This is a genomic window from Cedecea neteri, assembly GCF_000758325.1.
In the GTDB taxonomy this organism is placed as follows: Bacteria; Pseudomonadota; Gammaproteobacteria; order Enterobacterales; family Enterobacteriaceae; genus Cedecea; species Cedecea neteri_B.
In genome coordinates, this window is sequence record NZ_CP009459.1 from 819,593 (window position 1) to 835,237 (window position 15,645).

A 15,645-nucleotide genomic window follows, 5' to 3' on the forward strand; every position below is an offset into this window, starting at 1 on the left:
TCAGGCGATTAAGTAGAGATAATATTCTGTATTTCGCCATAGTTAAACAAAAAAAAGCACCAAAATCAGCATAAAATAGCGGTACAAAGAGCCGAACAATTCACTGGATTTTAGTGCTTTATCCTGGTCAGGATTCAATCTGCCGCGTTAAAGGCTGGCTTACCTTTACGCTAAAAAGTAATCAACTGCTGAACGGCATAAAAAAGATAAAGCGTCTGAGGCAAATAAATTGGTTACACTCGGGGTTTTCCCGCTTTTTGGTTAGGTCACTTATGAAACTCACTATCATTCGTCTGTTTGAGTTTAGCGCTCAGGATAAAATTGACCTCGGTAAGATCTGGCCGGAATATTCCAGCGGTTCGCTGACCCTTAGCGACAATGAAAGGATCTACGCCGCAAAATTTAACGAGCGCCTGCTCGGCGCGGTGCGTGTCACGCTCACAGGGGATGCCGGAGCGCTGGATTCTCTGCGCGTCCGTGAAATTACCCGCCGCAGGGGCGTGGGGCAGTATTTGCTGGAAGAGGTTATGCGGGATAACCCGGCGATTAAACACTGGTGGCTGGCGGATGTTGGCGTTGAGGATCATGCAGTGATGACGGCGTTTATGCAGGCTTCCGGGTTCCGCGAGCAGAACGGCGGCTGGGGGAAGTAAGCGGCCCTCACCCTAACCCTCTCCCCAAAAGGGAGAGGGAATAAACAATGTTCCCCGTCGGCCGTTTTCCCCCTCTCCCTCTGGGAGAGGGCCGGGGTGAGGGTTGAGTTGTACTCCGGCCCTCATCGCCCGAGCAAACATTAAAACGGCAACCCTGGGTTGCCGTTTGCTGTTTATTTTGCGTCAGTGGCTGTGCCGTTGGCATGCCAGGTGAACACGCCGAACTCAAAGCCTTTCAGGTCGCCTTTCTCATCCCACGACAGCGGCCCCATCACGGTATCCACGGTCGCCCCTTTCAGGTATTTAGAGATTGCCGCCGGATCTGCGCTCTGGTTCAGGCCAGCGGCCAGAGATTGCAGGGCTGCGTAGGTAGTCCAGACGAATGCACCGCTTGGATCCTGTTTCTTCGCTTTGATCGCGTCCACAATCGGTTTGTTGGCCGGAACCTGATCGTAGTTCTTCGGTTTGGTTACCAGCAGGCCTTCTGCGGAATCACCGGCGATGTTAGACAGGGAAACGTTCGCTACACCTTCAGGCCCCATGAACTGCGTTTTCAGGCCAGCGGCGCGGGACTGACGCAGGATCTGCCCCATTTCCGGGTGGTAGCCACCATAGTAAACGAAGTCGATGTTTTCTTTCTTCAGACGGGCAACCAGCGTGGAGAAGTCTTTCTCACCGGCGGTGATCCCGTCGAAGAACACCACATTAGCGCCACCTTTTTTAAGGCCGTCCTGCACGGAACGCGCCAGGCCTTCGCCGTACTGCTGCTTGTCGTGGATGACCGCAATACGCTTAGGCTTCACGTGATCAAGAATGTATTTCGCCGCGGTTGGGCCCTGGTCGGAGTCCAGGCCAGTGGTACGCAGAGTCAGCTTATAGCCACGCGCGGTCAGCTCAGGAGCAGTAGCCGCCGGGGTAATCATCAGAATGCCTTCGTCTTCGTAGATGTCAGACGCCGGCTGAGTGGAAGAAGAGCACAGGTGACCGATAACGTACTTGATGCCGTCGTTCACCACTTTGTTCGCTACGGCTACCGCTTGTTTCGGGTCACAGGCATCGTCATATTTGGTGATAACCAGTTTGTCGCCTTTGATCCCGCCTTTGGCGTTAATGTCAGCCACCGCCTGCTCGGCACCGGTAAATTCCTGATCGCCGTATTGCGCGACCGGCCCAGACATTGCCCCTACTACCGCGACCTTAATATCTTTTGCCATCGCCGCGTGGCTCATTGCCAGTGCAATGCATCCTGCCAGTAAGGCTTTACCCGTCATTTTCATCCTGAGAGTCCCCATTGTTATGGTTATTGAATTTGTTGTGTTGTTGTTTGTTAGCGCATTATTCTGTTTGTAGGTATAAGAAAAGCATATGATAGCTAACTCAAGGGCGACAGCCGGCGCTACGGCAGCACACTATGCTAAACATAGCGCCATTTGCGATAATTTGGAAAGACATATTTGAAGGTTAGATAACGGGAATGTGACAAAAAAATAACCGCGCCGGAAAGCCTCCAGACGCGGGGGAGCAAGCCTCGGCATCACCAGCCAGCTGGCAAATATCCCAGAGCGGAAGCAACCGCATAAACGGCACTGCAGAGGTAAAGCAACACAATGAAAATCTGGATCAGCGGGTGGGTCATAAACGCCGGGCAGGTCCAGCCTGGCGTGACATCGCCGCTGCGGCGGGCGCCTTTGATCATCAGGATCGGCATAATCGATAAAATCACCCCGCTGAACACGCCGGCAAAATAGAGCGCATTCACGAACGACACCAATCCGCTGTAGGCCAGCACAAACGGCGGGATCGCGACCACCAGCAGCACCATAAAACGCTTCAGCGAAGGTTCATCGTTGCCCAGGCGGAAGCGGTCAAAGATATTGGTCAGGAAACTCCCGCCCAGCCCCCAGTACGACGTCAGCATGGCGCACAGTGCAAACAGGTTCGCCGAGAAGAATGCCCACTCTCCCAGCGCTTTCCCCCAGGAAATCGTCGCCACCTCAGAGATATCGTCCAGGCCGTTAAGCATGATCACCGACATCGGCACCAGAGCCAGCAGCGCGAAGGTCACCACCATGCCAACGATGATGGCTTTCGGGAGCTTTTCGGGCTTATCGGCAAAACCACGCGCCATCTCCGGCACGATGTACTGCGCCGAGAAGCAGAACACCACCACGTTGAACACCGGCACCATATAAAGCCAGTTGCCTTCCAGCAGGTAGCCGACGCTGGTTGTCTCTTTCAGCAAAGTAGCAATCACCAGCACCGCGATCATCACCACCATGCCAACGCTAATAAACTTTTCCCCGCGCCCGATGGCTTTCAAACCCATGTACAGCACGCCCGCAGCCGGGATAAAAAACAGCACGCTGCCCAGGGCCGGGGAAATACCAAACAAAGAGTGCAGCAGCTTACCGCTGCCAGTCATATAGGCGGTCAACGCCCCGACGCTGTTTACGCAGACGGAAAGGAACATCATCAGCGCGCCAAAGCGCCCGACGTAGCGCAGCGACAGCCCGCTGAGCTGCAAATGCTGACGGGTACGCAGCGTCGATTCGGCGACGTAAAGCATCGTCACGGTGGTCAGACTGCCCACCAGCACCAGCCAGAACAACAGCGGCCAGAAGCCCGCCTTGCTTGAGGCATAGGCGATAGAAAGCACGCCCGCGCCAATGTTAGTGCCGACAATCATCGACACGCCTTCAACGAAACTCAGAGATTTTCCGGGGACAGCAGTCCGCTCCCCGCGCGCAACGGCGGGAGAGAAGGTGGAATTTTCAGACATAATATTTTCCGTATTACTCCGGCGGTAACGCCCGCCGGAAAACAGGGGATATCAGGGTGATAAACCACTTCACGCTGGGAAAAAACGCTGCGGCCGCCTTGTGTATGGCGGGCTTCCCTGCCGCCGCAAACTACAGGGATTAGCCCTTAAGCACTCTGGACAGAATGGCCAGCGCTTTGGTGAACTGAGCATCAGGAATGGTCAGCGGATAAAGGAAGCGAATAACGTTGCCGTAGACGCCGCAGCTCAGCAGCAACAGCCCTTGTTCCTGAGCTTTCAGCTGAACTTCGCGGGTAAATTCTGGCGAAGGTTTCCCGGTCTGCGGATCGTTAAACTCCACTGCGACCATCGAGCCCTGTCCACGTACGTCAACAATCGCCGGGCAGCTTTGACGTGCCTGATTCAGCACTTCTTTCAGGTGTTCGCCAAGCTGGGTAGCACGCTTGCACAGTTGTTCTTCTTTGATCACATCCAGCACCGCATGAGCTGCCGCAACCGCCAGCGGGTTGCCCGCATAGGTGCCACCCAGACCGCCAGGCGCAGGGGCATCCATCACTTCGGCACGGCCCACAACGCCGGACAGCGGGAAGCCACCGGCCAGGCTTTTCGCCATCGTCATCAGGTCGGCTTTGACGTCGTAATAGTCCATCGCAAACAGCTTGCCGGTACGCGCGAAGCCGGTCTGCACTTCATCAGCAATCAGCAGAATGCCGTGGGTGTCGCACAGCTGGCGCAGCGCCTGCATAAATTCAGGTGGCGCCACGTTGAAGCCGCCTTCCCCCTGAACCGGCTCGAGTATGATGGCCGCAACCTGGTCCGCGGCGATATCGGCTTTAAAGATACGATCCAGGCTTTTCAGCGCATCGTCAGTCGTCACACCGTGAGCGGCATTCGGGTAAACCGCGTGGTAGACGGAGCCAGGGAACGGACCAAAACCGATTTTGTACGGTGCCACTTTGCCGGTCAGCGCCATGGTCATAAAGGTACGGCCATGGAAGCCGCCGCCGAAGGTGATCAGGCCGGGGCGTTTGGTATAAGCGCGGGCGATTTTCACCGCATTCTCAACCGCTTCTGCACCGGTGGTGAAGAACGCAGTTTTCGCCGGGCCGTCAATCGGCGCCAGTTCGTTAATACGCTCAGCCAGCGAAACATAGCTTTCATAAGGGACAATCTGGTAAGCCGTGTGGGTAAAGGCCTGCAATTGTTTTTCTACCGCGGCAATCACTTTCGGGTGACGATGGCCGGTGTTCAGCACGGCAATCCCGGCGGCAAAATCGATAACCTCGTTGCCTTCCACATCCCACAGGGTGGCGTTCTCCGCCTTCTCTGCGAAATAGCTACACATCACGCCCACGCCGCGCGGCGTGGCCTGTAAACGACGCTGATTCAGCTCTGCACTTTTCACCTTGCTCTCTCCTGTTAAGTCAGTCACTTTGTCGCAACAAATCAGAAACAATGTCGTTTATTTACACAGGTATTGGCCCTATAATCGAGTACCAATTCAGTTTATCTGAGGGATCCAATTGCGAGATTTAGTGGGTGATTTGATTCTTGTCAGGCTACAGGCAGAGGCCGATATCCTGCTGCATAAGCGCCTGTATAACGCACTACGGCGCTCCATTCTGGATGGTTCATTGCCGCCCCACAGCCGCCTGCCCGCCTCCCGCGACTTAGCCAGCGAACTCAGCATTTCCCGTAACACTGTGTTAACAGTTTATGAGCAGCTTATGACCGAGGGGTACGTTTCATCCCGCCAGGGCAGCGGGACTTTTGTTGAAAAAACGCTGCCGGATCGCTTCACCTCCACGGGCAGCTTTGGCGAAGGCGGCACAGCTCCGGCACCTGAGGTGTCGATTTCCCGTCGCGGCCAGCATCTTCTTTCGCAGGTGAGCGCCAGCCCGCGCCAGTGGGGAGCCTTTATTCCCGGCGTGCCGGACGTCAACGCCTTCCCTCATCCGCTATTCAGCAAGATCCAGGCACGCATCAGCCGCCGCCCTAAGCCGGAGCGCCTGAGCTATAGCTGCAACGGCGGTACGCCAGAGCTACAGCATGCGCTGGTCGACTATCTGCGTGTCTCGCGGGGCGTAAACTGCCAGGTCGACCAAATCCTGATCACCGAAGGGATCCACCAGGCTATCGATCTGGTCACCCGGATGTTATGTGACAGAGGCGAACTGGCATGGATCGAAGAACCTTCTTATTGGGGGATTCGCCATGTACTGACGATGAATGACGTGCGGGTTACGCCGCTTACCGTCGATGAGAACGGCCTTTGCCCGCCGGAGAAAGTTACCGAGACGCCGCGCTTAATCTTCGTCACGCCATCTCATCAGTACCCGCTGGGGGCGGTGATGAGCCTGGAGCGCCGCCAGCGCCTGTTGGCACTTGCCCGCCAGCACGGCAGCTGGATTATTGAAGATGATTACGACAGCGAATTTCGCTTTTCTGGCCAGCCTATTCCGGCGTTGCAGGGGCTGGTCACCGACGCGCCGGTGGTCTACATCGGCACGTTCAGTAAAACGCTTTATCCGGGGTTAAGGCTCGGCTATGTCGTGCTGCCTCGCCCGCTGGTCAATGACCTGAAAACCGCCCATGCGGAGCTGTATCGCGGCGGCCATTCCCTGATTCAGCAGGCGCTGGCAGAGTTTATTACCGCCGGGCATTATTCGGCCCATATTCGCCGGATGCGCCTGCTTTACGGCCGCCGCCGTGCCTTCCTGACCGATCTGATCTCCCGCCACTGCGGGCCAAAGGCGCTGTCAGATTTTAGCGATAACGCCGGGCTGCATCTGATTTTAAACCTGCCGGATGAAGCCGATGATGTGGCGATTGCTGAGCGCGCCAACGCCCGCAATATTCTGGTGCGGCCCTTGTCACGGTATTACCTGACCGAACAGCGCAAGAAAGGATTATTGATGGGATTTGCCAGCCTGCCGGAGAGCGAAATGGAAGCGGCTTTTACCGCGTTGCTGGCATGTATGCCGGAGCATAAAAAGCAAAACGCCCCAGCATAAAGTGGGGCGTTCTCGGTGCGACGGGCGTATCGGCGTTATGCTTCGATAGCGGCGCGCAGTTTTTTCATCGCGTTCTTTTCAAGCTGACGAACACGTTCGGCGGAAACGCCATAGCGGTCGGCAAGTTCCTGCAGCGTGCTTTTGTTGTCTTCGTCTAACCAGCGCGCGCGAATAATCTGCTGGCTGCGCTCATCCAGGCCCATCATCGCATCGCTCAGTTTGTCTGCGGCGTGAGATTCCCAGTTGTCGTCTTCAATGCCGTCGGCAAAGTTGGAAGACTTATCCTGCAGGAAGAGCACCGGCGCCATCGGCTGGCCGTCAGCGTCGTCGTCATTGGACATGTCGAAAGTCATATCCTGCGCCGCCATGCGTGACTCCATCTCAAGCACGTCTTTGCTGGATACGCCAAGCTCGTTGGCCACCATTTCGACTTCGTCCTGATTAAACCAGCCCAGACGCTGCTTGGTTTTACGCAGGTTAAAGAACAGCTTACGCTGTGCTTTGGTGGTCGCGACTTTCACAATACGCCAGTTACGCAGCACGTATTCATGAATTTCAGCCTTGATCCAGTGCACCGCAAAGGAGACCAGGCGAACACCCACTTCCGGGTTAAAACGGCGTACTGCTTTCATCAGGCCGATGTTGCCTTCCTGGATAAGGTCTGCCTGCGGTAGGCCGTAGCCGGAATAGTTACGCGCAACATGAACAACAAAGCGCAGGTGAGACAGGATCAGCTTTTTCGCTGCTTCCAGATCGCCCTGGTAATGCAGCTTTTCAGCCAGCTCCTTCTCTTCCTCAGCCGTTAACATCGGCCAGGCGTTTGCAGCCCGGATATACGACTCCAGGTTACCAACAGGGGCTAAAGCTAAATTTTGCATTTCTTTGGTCATTCAAACCCTCTCTTAGAGACTAAGTACGGTTTGCCATTCAAGTGGCTGAGGCGCACCGACAACACGTCAGGCCCAGACCGTACCCTTCACTGTACTCTCAGACAGTGATGTTATCCACAAGTTCAATGTAAAGCTGTGAATAGATTACACACAAAGTGTGACGGTTATTGCAGCATCGCAGGGGGCACTACGGTGTCAAACGCACTCCCTGCTGACGACGTTATCGTAGCAGGGAATGAGTATATCAAAAACTTTTTACTCCGGCGTAAAGCGGCGTAAATGTTGAACAGTGGCAAGCCAGGCTGCCAGCCAGCCGATCATCGACGAGACCAGCAACAGCAGCAGGCATTCATCAAAGCCCAACCCGCTGATATCAAACTTAGTCCCGAACACCTGCGCCACTTCCGTCACCGCCGAAGAGAGACGCATCACCAGAACCTCAGACAGGATCAGCGACAGGAACGCACCGCTAAAGCCCAGCAGCGCGCCGCCATACAGGAACGGACGCAGAATAAAGCCGTCGGTTGCCCCGATAAGCTTCTGCACGTTGATGGTGTCGCGGCGGGCAAAGATGCTCAGACGCACCGAGTTACCGATAACGAGGAACACTGCGGCAACCATCAGGATGCCGATCATCGCCGCCACGCGCCCGACCAGCCCGGTCAGCGCCGCCAGGCGGGCAAACCAGCTGTCGTCCATGCGCACTTCATCAACGCCGTGAATCTTCGCCACGCGGTCACGCAGCGTATTCAGGTGGTCCGTGCTCTGGAAATCCAGTTTAGGGTTCACCACGGCCACGGCGGGCAGCGGGTTCTCTTCCAGCATATCCAGCGCGCCGCCAAAGCCCGACCAGTTACGGAACTCGCCCAGCGCTTCCTCGCGGGAGAGGTAGTTGACTTTATCCACGCCCTCCTCCGCCTGAATCGCGCCCACCACCTGCTGCGCGGCGTTATCGTCCAGCGCCTTATCGAGGTAAACGGTGATTTGCGGGGATGGATAATATTGCGTCGCCGCCTGGTTCACGTTCTTGTAAACCATGTAGCAGACGCTCGGCAGCGTCAGGGAAATGGCAATCACCATTACCGTCAGGAAGGTCGCCAGCGGCTTGCTCTTCAGATCCTGAAGCGCGCCTTCCCAGGCGTAGCGGAACTGCTCATTCACGCCACCTTTCAGGGATTTGCTTTTGGACTGCGGCCCCTTGCCACGTTTTTTCACCGAACGGCCAAGGTCACCTAACTTACTCAGTTGGTTGATTTTATCCAGCTTGTTGCTGAAGCGCTTGATATGGTTGAGCGCACTGTGTTTATTCACCTGCCAGGCCTCCATGCAAATGGCCGTCGCTGAGGGTCAACATTCGGTAATTGCGACGCGAGATAAGCCCCATGTCGTGGGTCGCCATCAGTACCGTCACGCCCACGCGGTTAAACTCTTCGAACAGGCGCAGAATACCTTCCGACAGCGCATCATCAAGGTTCCCGGTCGGTTCATCCGCCAGCAGTACAGCAGGTTTATTTACCACGGCGCGAGCAATACCCACGCGCTGCTGTTCACCGCCGGAGAGTTGGATAGGAAAGTTCTTCGCTTTGTCCAGCAGGCCGACCTTATCTAATGCCGCAGACACGCGGCGGCGAATGTCTTCGCCGCTGGCACCCGCGATGATCAGCGGGATAGCCACGTTGTCGTACACGGTTCTGTCCATCAGCAGGTGGTGATCCTGGAAGATCATCCCAATCTGACGACGCAGGAACGGCACTTCACGGCTCTTCAGGCGGCTAATGTCATGCCCGCTGAAAAAAATCTTCCCATCGCTGGGCCGTTCGATACCGCAGATAAGCTTGAGCAGAGTACTCTTCCCTGCGCCAGAATGGCCGGTCAGAAAGGCCATCTCGCCTGGTTGCATATGGAAGGTGACTCCCTGCAACGCTTGTCTCCCACCGAGATAGGCTTTACTGACGTGTTCAAAGCGAATCATTGTTAATCCTCTCGGGCAAAAAGTGCCTCTATAAAGTCGCCCGCATTAAACGGTCGTAAATCAGAAATTTGTTCGCCGACGCCAATGTAGCGAATCGGAATGCCGAACTGGTCTGCCACAGAGAAGATTACGCCACCCTTGGCGGTACCATCCAGTTTGGTCAGGGTGATGCCCGTCAGCCCCACCGCTTCGTGGAACAGTTTAGCCTGGCTTATCGCATTCTGACCGGTGCTGGCGTCGATGGTGAGCATAACCTCATGCGGGGCATCTTCGTCCAGCTTTTTCATAACCCTGACAATTTTCTTCAACTCTTCCATCAGGTGCGATTTATTCTGCAAACGCCCTGCGGTATCGGCAATCAACACATCGATGTTACGCGCCTTCGCCGCCTGAATAGCATCGAAGATAACCGAAGCGGAGTCCGCGCCGGTGTGCTGGGCTACAACTGGAATATTGTTGCGCTGGCCCCAAACCTGCAGCTGCTCAACCGCTGCCGCACGGAAGGTATCACCTGCCGCGAGCATCACGGATTTGCCCTGCTGCTCGAACTGGCGCGCCAGTTTGCCAATAGTGGTGGTTTTACCCACGCCGTTCACGCCAACCATCAGGATAACAAACGGCGTTTTACCTTCCACAATCAGTGGCTCGTCCACTTTGGCGAGGATTTCGCTCATCTCTTCTTTCAGCAGGCCGTACAGCGCTTCCGCATCACGAAGCTGCTTGCGGCTGGCGCCTTCGGTCAGGTTGGCGATGATTTTCCGGGTTGTCTCAACCCCAACGTCGGCAATCAGCAGCTGCTCTTCCAGCTCTTCAAACAGATCATCATCGATTTTCTTGCCGCGGAACAGACTGATAAATCCGGAACCGAGGTTTTGTTTGGTTTTGACCAGGCTGCGCTTGAGGCGAGCGAAGAAGCCCTCTTTGGTCGGCTTTTCCTGCTCTTGCTGCACGGCAACCGGAGCTGCCTCTTCGACAGCCTCTTCTTCCGGCTCTTCATCAACCGCTTCTTCAGCCACGGCTTCATCTTCAACGGCAGCTTCGTGCGCGAACAGCGCTTCGGCTTCAGCCACTTCTTCGTTGACGATCTCGTCCTGCTCGGCCTGCCACTCGTCAGGCTGCTCTACATTTTCGGCGACGTCTTCCGGCAACGGCAGCGTTTCATGCTCCACGGCCGCAACAGGCTGCTCAATGACTTCCGGCTCTGCCACAACAGCCGCAGGTTCAATCACCTCAGGCTCGGCAACTGCTTCGGGTTCAACAGCGGGTTCTGGCTCGATAACTGCCACTGGCTCTGGTTCAACAACCGGTTCAGGCTCGATAACCGCCACAGATTCTGGTTCAGCCACGACCTCTGGCTCAACGGTCGCTTCCGGCTCAGGAATCATTTCCGGCTCGGCAGTCAGCGCTTTTTCTTCCACCTCTTCTACGAGCTGGGCGTTAACCTCCACGACCTGCTCAGCAAACTTTTCGGACTCCTCCAGTGAGTGCTCACTAACTAAATCCTGCTGTTCCTGCCCGGCAGCCTGAGGCTGCTGAGGTTCATCCTGCGCGGGGGCTTGCTCAGTAACCGGTTGTTCTTCTATTACTTTTTGTTCTGCTTCGACGTCCGGCTGCTGCTCTTTCTGGCCAAATCCCAGCCAGGAAAAAAAGCCACGTTTTTTCTCTTTCGCCATTTGCGACTACACTCCTCGCTGTTAATTCATGGCACAGACCCGATTCTGCTTGCCACGGGCATAAAAAATAGTGCGTTAGTCTATCACTTTCCCGGCGCGGCATCACGCCAGTGGATTAAGGTTTCCTGGCCGGACGAGCGCCGCTAGAATAACCGCAAAATTTAGCATCGCAGTGAGAGCAATGAAGAAACCTCAATCCTCTGGTTCCGGCCAGATCCGCATCATCGGCGGCCAATGGCGCGGCCGAAAACTCCCGGTCCCGGACAGCCCAGGCCTGCGCCCGACGACAGACCGCGTGCGTGAAACGCTTTTCAACTGGCTGGCTCCGTCGATGGTGGATGCTCATTGCCTCGACTGTTTTGCCGGCAGCGGTGCACTCGGGCTGGAAGCACTCTCTCGCTATGCCGCCAGCGCGACGCTGATTGAAATGGATCGCGCTGTCTCCCAGCAATTGCAAAAGAACCTCGCGACGCTAAAAGCCAGCAATGGCAAAGTGCTCAACGCCAATACGCTGAATGTGCTCGCGCAGCCCGGCACGCCGCACAACGTCGTCTTTGTCGACCCGCCGTTCCGTAAGGGGTTGCTGGATGAAACGCTCAGCCTGCTCGAGAAAAACGGTTGGCTGACGGATGACGCGCTAATCTACGTAGAAAGTGAAGTGGAAAATGGTCTGCCAGCGGTGCCTGCCAGCTGGGCGCTGCACCGTGAAAAAGTCGCCGGTCAGGTGGCTTATCGCCTGTTTATTCGTGAAGCTCAAGGAGCCGCATAATGCCGATTCTGATTAACTTTGGCCGCCTGCTGATGCTTTGCGTCTGGGGCTTTCTGATCTTTAACCTGGTTCACCCTTATCCGCGCCCGCTGAACATTTTCGTTAACGTCGCGCTGATCTTCATGGTGATTATGCACGGCCTGCAGCTCAGCCTGCTGAAAGCCACGCAGCCCAAAGACGGCCCGGCGCTGGCCCGCGGTGAGCAAATTAAGATTTTTGTTTTTGGCGTGTTTGAGCTGCTGGTCTGGCAGAAAAAGCTCCGTCAGGGCAAGTGAGTTTATTCGGGGACGAAGCTGACAAAGCGCGTCCCCTTGTAACTCAGCGTACCTCTATCTCCCACCGATACCGCATGGTATTCCGCCGCTTCAACGCGCATTTTCATTTCCATCCCGCCGCTCTGTGGCGCAAACCAAACCTCATAGCGGATCGAGTCTTCCGGCGGAGTGACTTCACGCTGGCGCGAGCGTCTATCATTGGACGGTTTTTCACGTTTGGTCGCCACCACCACTTTTTTCACGCTGAGCGGCGCGGCATCGTTTTCGATATTCTCGCGGCGCTGCTGAAAATAGCGAAAAGAAGCGGCCACCACGATGACCACGACGATGGCGATAATGAAAACTGGGGGCTTGCTCATGGCTTTTTCTCTAATTGTCAGACACTTTTCAGCATAACCCTGGCGCCGCGCCGTTGTCATCTGCGCCGCTTAGCCACTAGACTGAACGGTGTTACGCCAACAATTAAAATAAGGATATGCCATGCTTTGGTCATTTATTGCTGTTGCGTTATCGGCCTGGATTTACATTGATGCATCCTGGCGCGGCTCCACCTGGCAGCGCTGGCTTTTCAAGCCGCTCACCCTGCTGCTTCTGCTGCTGCTGGCCTGGCAGGCACCGATGTTTGAAGCGACGGGCTACCTGATTGTGGCGGGCCTGCTGGCAACGCTGGTCGGCGATGCGCTCACGCTATTGCCCACTCAACGCCTGCTTTACGCCGTGGGCGCGTTCTTCCTTTCGCACCTGCTGTACACCATCTATTTTGCCAGCCAGATGAGCTTAGCCATTTTCTGGCCGCTGCCGCTGGCTCTGCTGATTATTGGCGCGCTGCTGGTCGCGACTATCTGGACACGGCTGGAAGCGCTGCGCGTGCCCATTCTGACGTTTATCGGTATGACGCTGGTGATGGTCTGGCTTGCCGCCGAGCTTTATTTCTTCCGCCCGACGGCCCCGAGCTTCTCCGGGTTTGTGGGGGCCAGCCTGCTGCTGCTGGGCAACATTGTCTGGCTGGTCAGCCACTACCGTCACCGCTTCAGAGGCGACAGCGCCATTGCCGCCGCCTGCTACTTTGCCGGGCACTTTATGATTGTCCGCGCCCTGTATATCTGAGGTTAACGCCTGTCTTCCGCCAGGGAGGCAGGTTCCAGCCTGCGGGTTTTGCCGTAGATAATGGTCAACACCGCAGGCACCGTAAACGCCACCGCGATAGCAATCACCTCATAAATCATCTTCGATTCCGGCCCGCTAAACAGCCCCAGCTCGAACACGTTCAGCACCGGCAGGAAGCTATAAGTTTTCACACCCAGGAGGCCGGTAATCCCGCCGCCCAGCGCTGCGCCAATACAGCCGAAAACAAACAACATGCGGTATTTCAGGTTCACGCCGTACAGCGCCGGTTCGGTAATACCGAAGAAGGCGGAGAGCGAAGCGGAAATCGCAATCTGCTTATCTTTCAGGTTGCGGGCAATAAAGATGGCACCGAACACCGCCCCAAACTGCCCCATTACCGCCGACATAAACATCGCCATAATGGTGTCGTAGCCGTTGACCTGAATATTAATCAGCGCCAGCGGAATAATGCCCCAGTGCACGCCAAACACCACGAACAGCTGCCCAATCCCCGCTAACAGCGCGCCGGAAATCACCGGGCTGAGGTTGTACAGCCATGCATAGCCGTTGGCGATACCGACGCCAACATAATCAGCCACCGGGCCAATCACGGTAAACACCACAAAGCCGCTGATGATCAACGACAAACACGGCACAAACACCAGCGCAGCAATTTCCGGGATCACCTTTTTCAGCCAGCGTTCGACGTGGCTCAGGAACAGCACGGCAAACACCGCAGGGATCACCGCCCCGCCGTAGATTTTCACGTTCAGCGCCAGGCCCATAACGTGGAAGGCACCGGGCACGCTGGCATCCGTCAGCGGGAAAATCATCGCCGCCGTCAGCGCCAGGGCGCTAAATTTATTGGCCTTAAAGCGTTCCGCTGCCGTCACCGCGATAAACAGCGGCAGCATGACGAAAACGCCGCTGGAGAGCGCATTGAACACGGTGAATACATACGAATGGGTATCCACCAGGTTCATTGTTTGCAGCAAAACCACAATCCCTTTCACCACCCCCACGCCCGCCAGTACGCCGATGTAAGGCGTGAAGATAGCGGAAAGCGTGGCCAGCAGGCGGTTAATCATCGAGCCCTGCGGCGCAGAGGCTTCTTCTGAGAGCGGTTCCCCCATTTGCGCCGTAATAGCCTGAAAGACCTTTTCAACTTTTGGCCCAATCACAATCTGGAATTGCCCCGGGTTTTCAACCAGCTTTACTACCTCCGGCAACTTATACAGCTCATCTTTATTGATCTTACTTTTATCTTTGATAGTAAAACGCAAACGGGTTGCGCAGTGGGTAAGATGCTCTATATTTTCTGCCTCGCCGACATGCTGAATTATCTGTCGGGCAAGTTGACTGAAGGTAGCCATAATCATTCCTCAGTAGCAAGGTAGGGACGTTATTATTGTGTAGGGAACACTGAGTCTCAGGCGTAATCACCTGGCTTCGTTTTACTTTTTACGGACACGCCAAAATCGGTAAAGATCCGCTGCGGCAGATTATTGCCCTTTGCCTCAGCAATATGGTGAGCCAATATCTGGAAAGGGATAACCATGATCAGCGGGGCAATAAACTCATCAACATCAGCTTTCACCGCCAGCGTGCGCGGATCGTTATCCTCACCTAATTTGATGGTGTACACGTAGTCGGTATATTTCTGCTCATAGGCTTTCAGCAGTAATAAGCGCTCACGAGCCACGCCCGGCGTATCAATAAAGAACATCCGGTGGTTGCCGTTCACTTCGAAATAAGGCCCGTGCATAAACGCCTCCAGCTCAACGCCCTGGGAAGGCACGCGAATCGTCTCGGCAAACTTGGTTTCCATCTCTTTGATAACGCCGACGCTCGGCCCATAGCCAATTGAGGTGAAGCGCGGGGAAGCAGTCAGCTCGGTCTGCCATTTGGTGAAGAAAGCTTCGGTGTCGGCAATCACGCCCGGAATCGATTTCACCGCAACATCCAGCTTTTGCAGCTCAGCCGCTTCCTGTTCGGCGCTGATTTTTCCACTGCGGCGAGCGGCAAACACGCCCAGCAGCATAAATTTCAGGATCGTAGCAACGTACCCTTTGGTGACGTAGCCGACGCGTTCCTCACCAATTTCGATATCGATAACGTGGTCCACGGCGCGGGCAAGTTCGCTCCCGGTTTTGCTGGTGATGCCCAGCGTTTTGACCGGGCGAGTCTGGCGAATATGCTGGATCGCATTGATGGTAGAGGTACTTTCCCCACTCTGGGAAACGCCTATTACCAGATCGGTGGCTTCACTGAATTTTTCGTAATGCTGAAAGTGGAACGGCTCTTCGACGGAGATACGCACATCGGCCAGCTTTTCCACGTAGTATTTCGCGCTATTGATCGCGTTAATGCTGGAGCCTGTGGCCAGCACCAGCCACTCTTTCTGCCCACCGAGCACCGGAAGATCGGACGGATAGCGAGACAACATGGCGCTTAACGTCGCCTGCTCTTCATGGATGTAGGTCATCATTGTCGGTTTCATCGGCTCTCCTGTA

General features: G+C 55.6%; 15 protein-coding genes. 5 read left to right on the forward strand and 10 right to left on the reverse strand.

Going from position 1 to position 15,645, the window contains the following annotated elements; translation table 11 throughout:
- Positions 1-272: 272 nt before the first annotated feature.
- Positions 273-653, forward strand: a complete 381-nt coding sequence (gene panM, locus LH86_RS03945) for an aspartate 1-decarboxylase autocleavage activator PanM (protein ID WP_039298516.1) — start codon at positions 273-275, stop codon at positions 651-653.
- A 173-nt stretch (positions 654-826) separates the two neighbouring features.
- Here the strand turns inward: panM and LH86_RS03950 are convergent, their stop codons facing one another.
- From LH86_RS03950 to LH86_RS03960, 3 genes are all read right to left on the reverse strand, one after another.
- The gene (locus tag LH86_RS03950) at positions 827-1,930 is read right to left on the reverse strand and encodes a branched-chain amino acid ABC transporter substrate-binding protein (protein WP_071842810.1); all 1,104 of its coding nucleotides are present in this window, start codon (positions 1,928-1,930) and stop codon (positions 827-829) included.
- A 257-nt stretch (positions 1,931-2,187) separates the two neighbouring features.
- The gene (locus LH86_RS03955) at positions 2,188-3,432 is read right to left on the reverse strand and encodes an aromatic amino acid transport family protein (protein WP_039298519.1); all 1,245 of its coding nucleotides are present in this window, start codon (positions 3,430-3,432) and stop codon (positions 2,188-2,190) included.
- A gap of 139 nt (positions 3,433-3,571) precedes the next feature.
- Positions 3,572-4,837 (reverse strand): 4-aminobutyrate--2-oxoglutarate transaminase, encoded by a 1,266-nt coding sequence (locus LH86_RS03960; protein WP_039298521.1) that lies wholly within the window; start codon positions 4,835-4,837, stop codon positions 3,572-3,574.
- Positions 4,838-4,955: 118 nt separating this feature from the next.
- On the opposite strand from LH86_RS03960, the gene LH86_RS03965 reads away from it, so the two are divergent.
- A complete protein-coding gene (locus LH86_RS03965) occupies positions 4,956-6,446 on the forward strand; it encodes a PLP-dependent aminotransferase family protein (RefSeq protein WP_039298523.1) in 1,491 nt (496 codons plus the stop codon).
- 35 nt (positions 6,447-6,481) lie between these two features.
- On the opposite strand, the gene rpoH is transcribed toward LH86_RS03965, so the two are convergent.
- From rpoH to ftsY, 4 genes are all read right to left on the reverse strand, one after another.
- Entirely contained in the window at positions 6,482-7,336 is an 855-nt protein-coding gene (gene rpoH, locus LH86_RS03970; protein ID WP_039288594.1) for an RNA polymerase sigma factor RpoH, read from the reverse strand.
- 255 nt (positions 7,337-7,591) lie between these two features.
- Complete coding sequence (gene ftsX, locus LH86_RS03975; RefSeq protein ID WP_039305900.1) at positions 7,592-8,647, reverse strand: permease-like cell division protein FtsX; 1,056 nt, start codon at positions 8,645-8,647, stop codon at positions 7,592-7,594.
- A complete protein-coding gene (gene ftsE / locus LH86_RS03980; protein WP_039288597.1) occupies positions 8,640-9,308 on the reverse strand; it encodes a cell division ATP-binding protein FtsE in 669 nt (222 codons plus the stop codon). Before ftsE ends, ftsX begins: the two co-directional genes overlap by 8 nt.
- A gap of 2 nt (positions 9,309-9,310) precedes the next feature.
- Positions 9,311-10,981, reverse strand: a complete 1,671-nt coding sequence (gene ftsY, locus LH86_RS03985; RefSeq protein WP_039298525.1) for a signal recognition particle-docking protein FtsY — start codon at positions 10,979-10,981, stop codon at positions 9,311-9,313.
- 181 nt (positions 10,982-11,162) lie between these two features.
- Here ftsY and rsmD point away from each other — a divergent pair, with 181 nt between their 5' ends.
- Both rsmD and LH86_RS03995 read left to right on the forward strand, forming a co-directional pair.
- On the forward strand, positions 11,163-11,750 hold the full coding sequence (gene rsmD, locus LH86_RS03990; protein WP_039298528.1) for a 16S rRNA (guanine(966)-N(2))-methyltransferase: 588 nt from the start codon (positions 11,163-11,165) through the stop codon (positions 11,748-11,750).
- Positions 11,751-11,755: 5 nt separating this feature from the next.
- Positions 11,756-12,025 (forward strand): DUF1145 family protein, encoded by a 270-nt coding sequence (locus LH86_RS03995; RefSeq protein WP_096754169.1) that lies wholly within the window; start codon positions 11,756-11,758, stop codon positions 12,023-12,025.
- A gap of 2 nt (positions 12,026-12,027) precedes the next feature.
- Here the strand turns inward: LH86_RS03995 and LH86_RS04000 are convergent, their stop codons facing one another.
- Positions 12,028-12,384: a DUF2500 domain-containing protein gene (locus tag LH86_RS04000; protein ID WP_039298532.1), complete on the reverse strand. Its 357-nt coding sequence runs from the start codon at positions 12,382-12,384 to the stop codon at positions 12,028-12,030.
- A gap of 121 nt (positions 12,385-12,505) precedes the next feature.
- Between LH86_RS04000 and LH86_RS04005 the strand changes: the two genes are divergently transcribed.
- Entirely contained in the window at positions 12,506-13,132 is a 627-nt protein-coding gene (locus LH86_RS04005; protein WP_039298535.1) for a lysoplasmalogenase, read from the forward strand.
- A 2-nt stretch (positions 13,133-13,134) separates the two neighbouring features.
- On the opposite strand, the gene LH86_RS04010 is transcribed toward LH86_RS04005, so the two are convergent.
- Positions 13,135-14,505: a PTS transporter subunit EIIC gene (locus LH86_RS04010; RefSeq protein WP_231562718.1), complete on the reverse strand. Its 1,371-nt coding sequence runs from the start codon at positions 14,503-14,505 to the stop codon at positions 13,135-13,137.
- 56 nt (positions 14,506-14,561) lie between these two features.
- Complete coding sequence (locus LH86_RS04015; protein WP_039298541.1) at positions 14,562-15,632, reverse strand: SIS domain-containing protein; 1,071 nt, start codon at positions 15,630-15,632, stop codon at positions 14,562-14,564.
- Positions 15,633-15,645: the final 13 nt, after the last annotated feature.

Excerpts from the sequence above, each read along its gene's own strand:
- panM (WP_039298516.1), top strand. The coding sequence starts at position 273 with ATGAAACTCACTATCATTCGTCTGTTTGAGTTTAGCGCTCAGGATAAA.
- LH86_RS03950 (WP_071842810.1), bottom strand. The coding sequence starts at position 1,930 with ATGAAAATGACGGGTAAAGCCTTACTGGCAGGATGCATTGCACTGGCA.
- LH86_RS03955 (WP_039298519.1), bottom strand. The coding sequence starts at position 3,432 with ATGTCTGAAAATTCCACCTTCTCTCCCGCCGTTGCGCGCGGGGAGCGG.
- rpoH (WP_039288594.1), bottom strand. The coding sequence starts at position 7,336 with ATGACCAAAGAAATGCAAAATTTAGCTTTAGCCCCTGTTGGTAACCTG.
- ftsE (WP_039288597.1), bottom strand. The coding sequence starts at position 9,308 with ATGATTCGCTTTGAACACGTCAGTAAAGCCTATCTCGGTGGGAGACAA.
- ftsY (WP_039298525.1), bottom strand. The coding sequence starts at position 10,981 with ATGGCGAAAGAGAAAAAACGTGGCTTTTTTTCCTGGCTGGGATTTGGC.
- rsmD (WP_039298528.1), top strand. The coding sequence starts at position 11,163 with ATGAAGAAACCTCAATCCTCTGGTTCCGGCCAGATCCGCATCATCGGC.
- LH86_RS04000 (WP_039298532.1), bottom strand. The coding sequence starts at position 12,384 with ATGAGCAAGCCCCCAGTTTTCATTATCGCCATCGTCGTGGTCATCGTG.
- LH86_RS04005 (WP_039298535.1), top strand. The coding sequence starts at position 12,506 with ATGCTTTGGTCATTTATTGCTGTTGCGTTATCGGCCTGGATTTACATT.
- LH86_RS04010 (WP_231562718.1), bottom strand. The coding sequence starts at position 14,505 with ATGGCTACCTTCAGTCAACTTGCCCGACAGATAATTCAGCATGTCGGC.
- LH86_RS04015 (WP_039298541.1), bottom strand. The coding sequence starts at position 15,632 with ATGAAACCGACAATGATGACCTACATCCATGAAGAGCAGGCGACGTTA.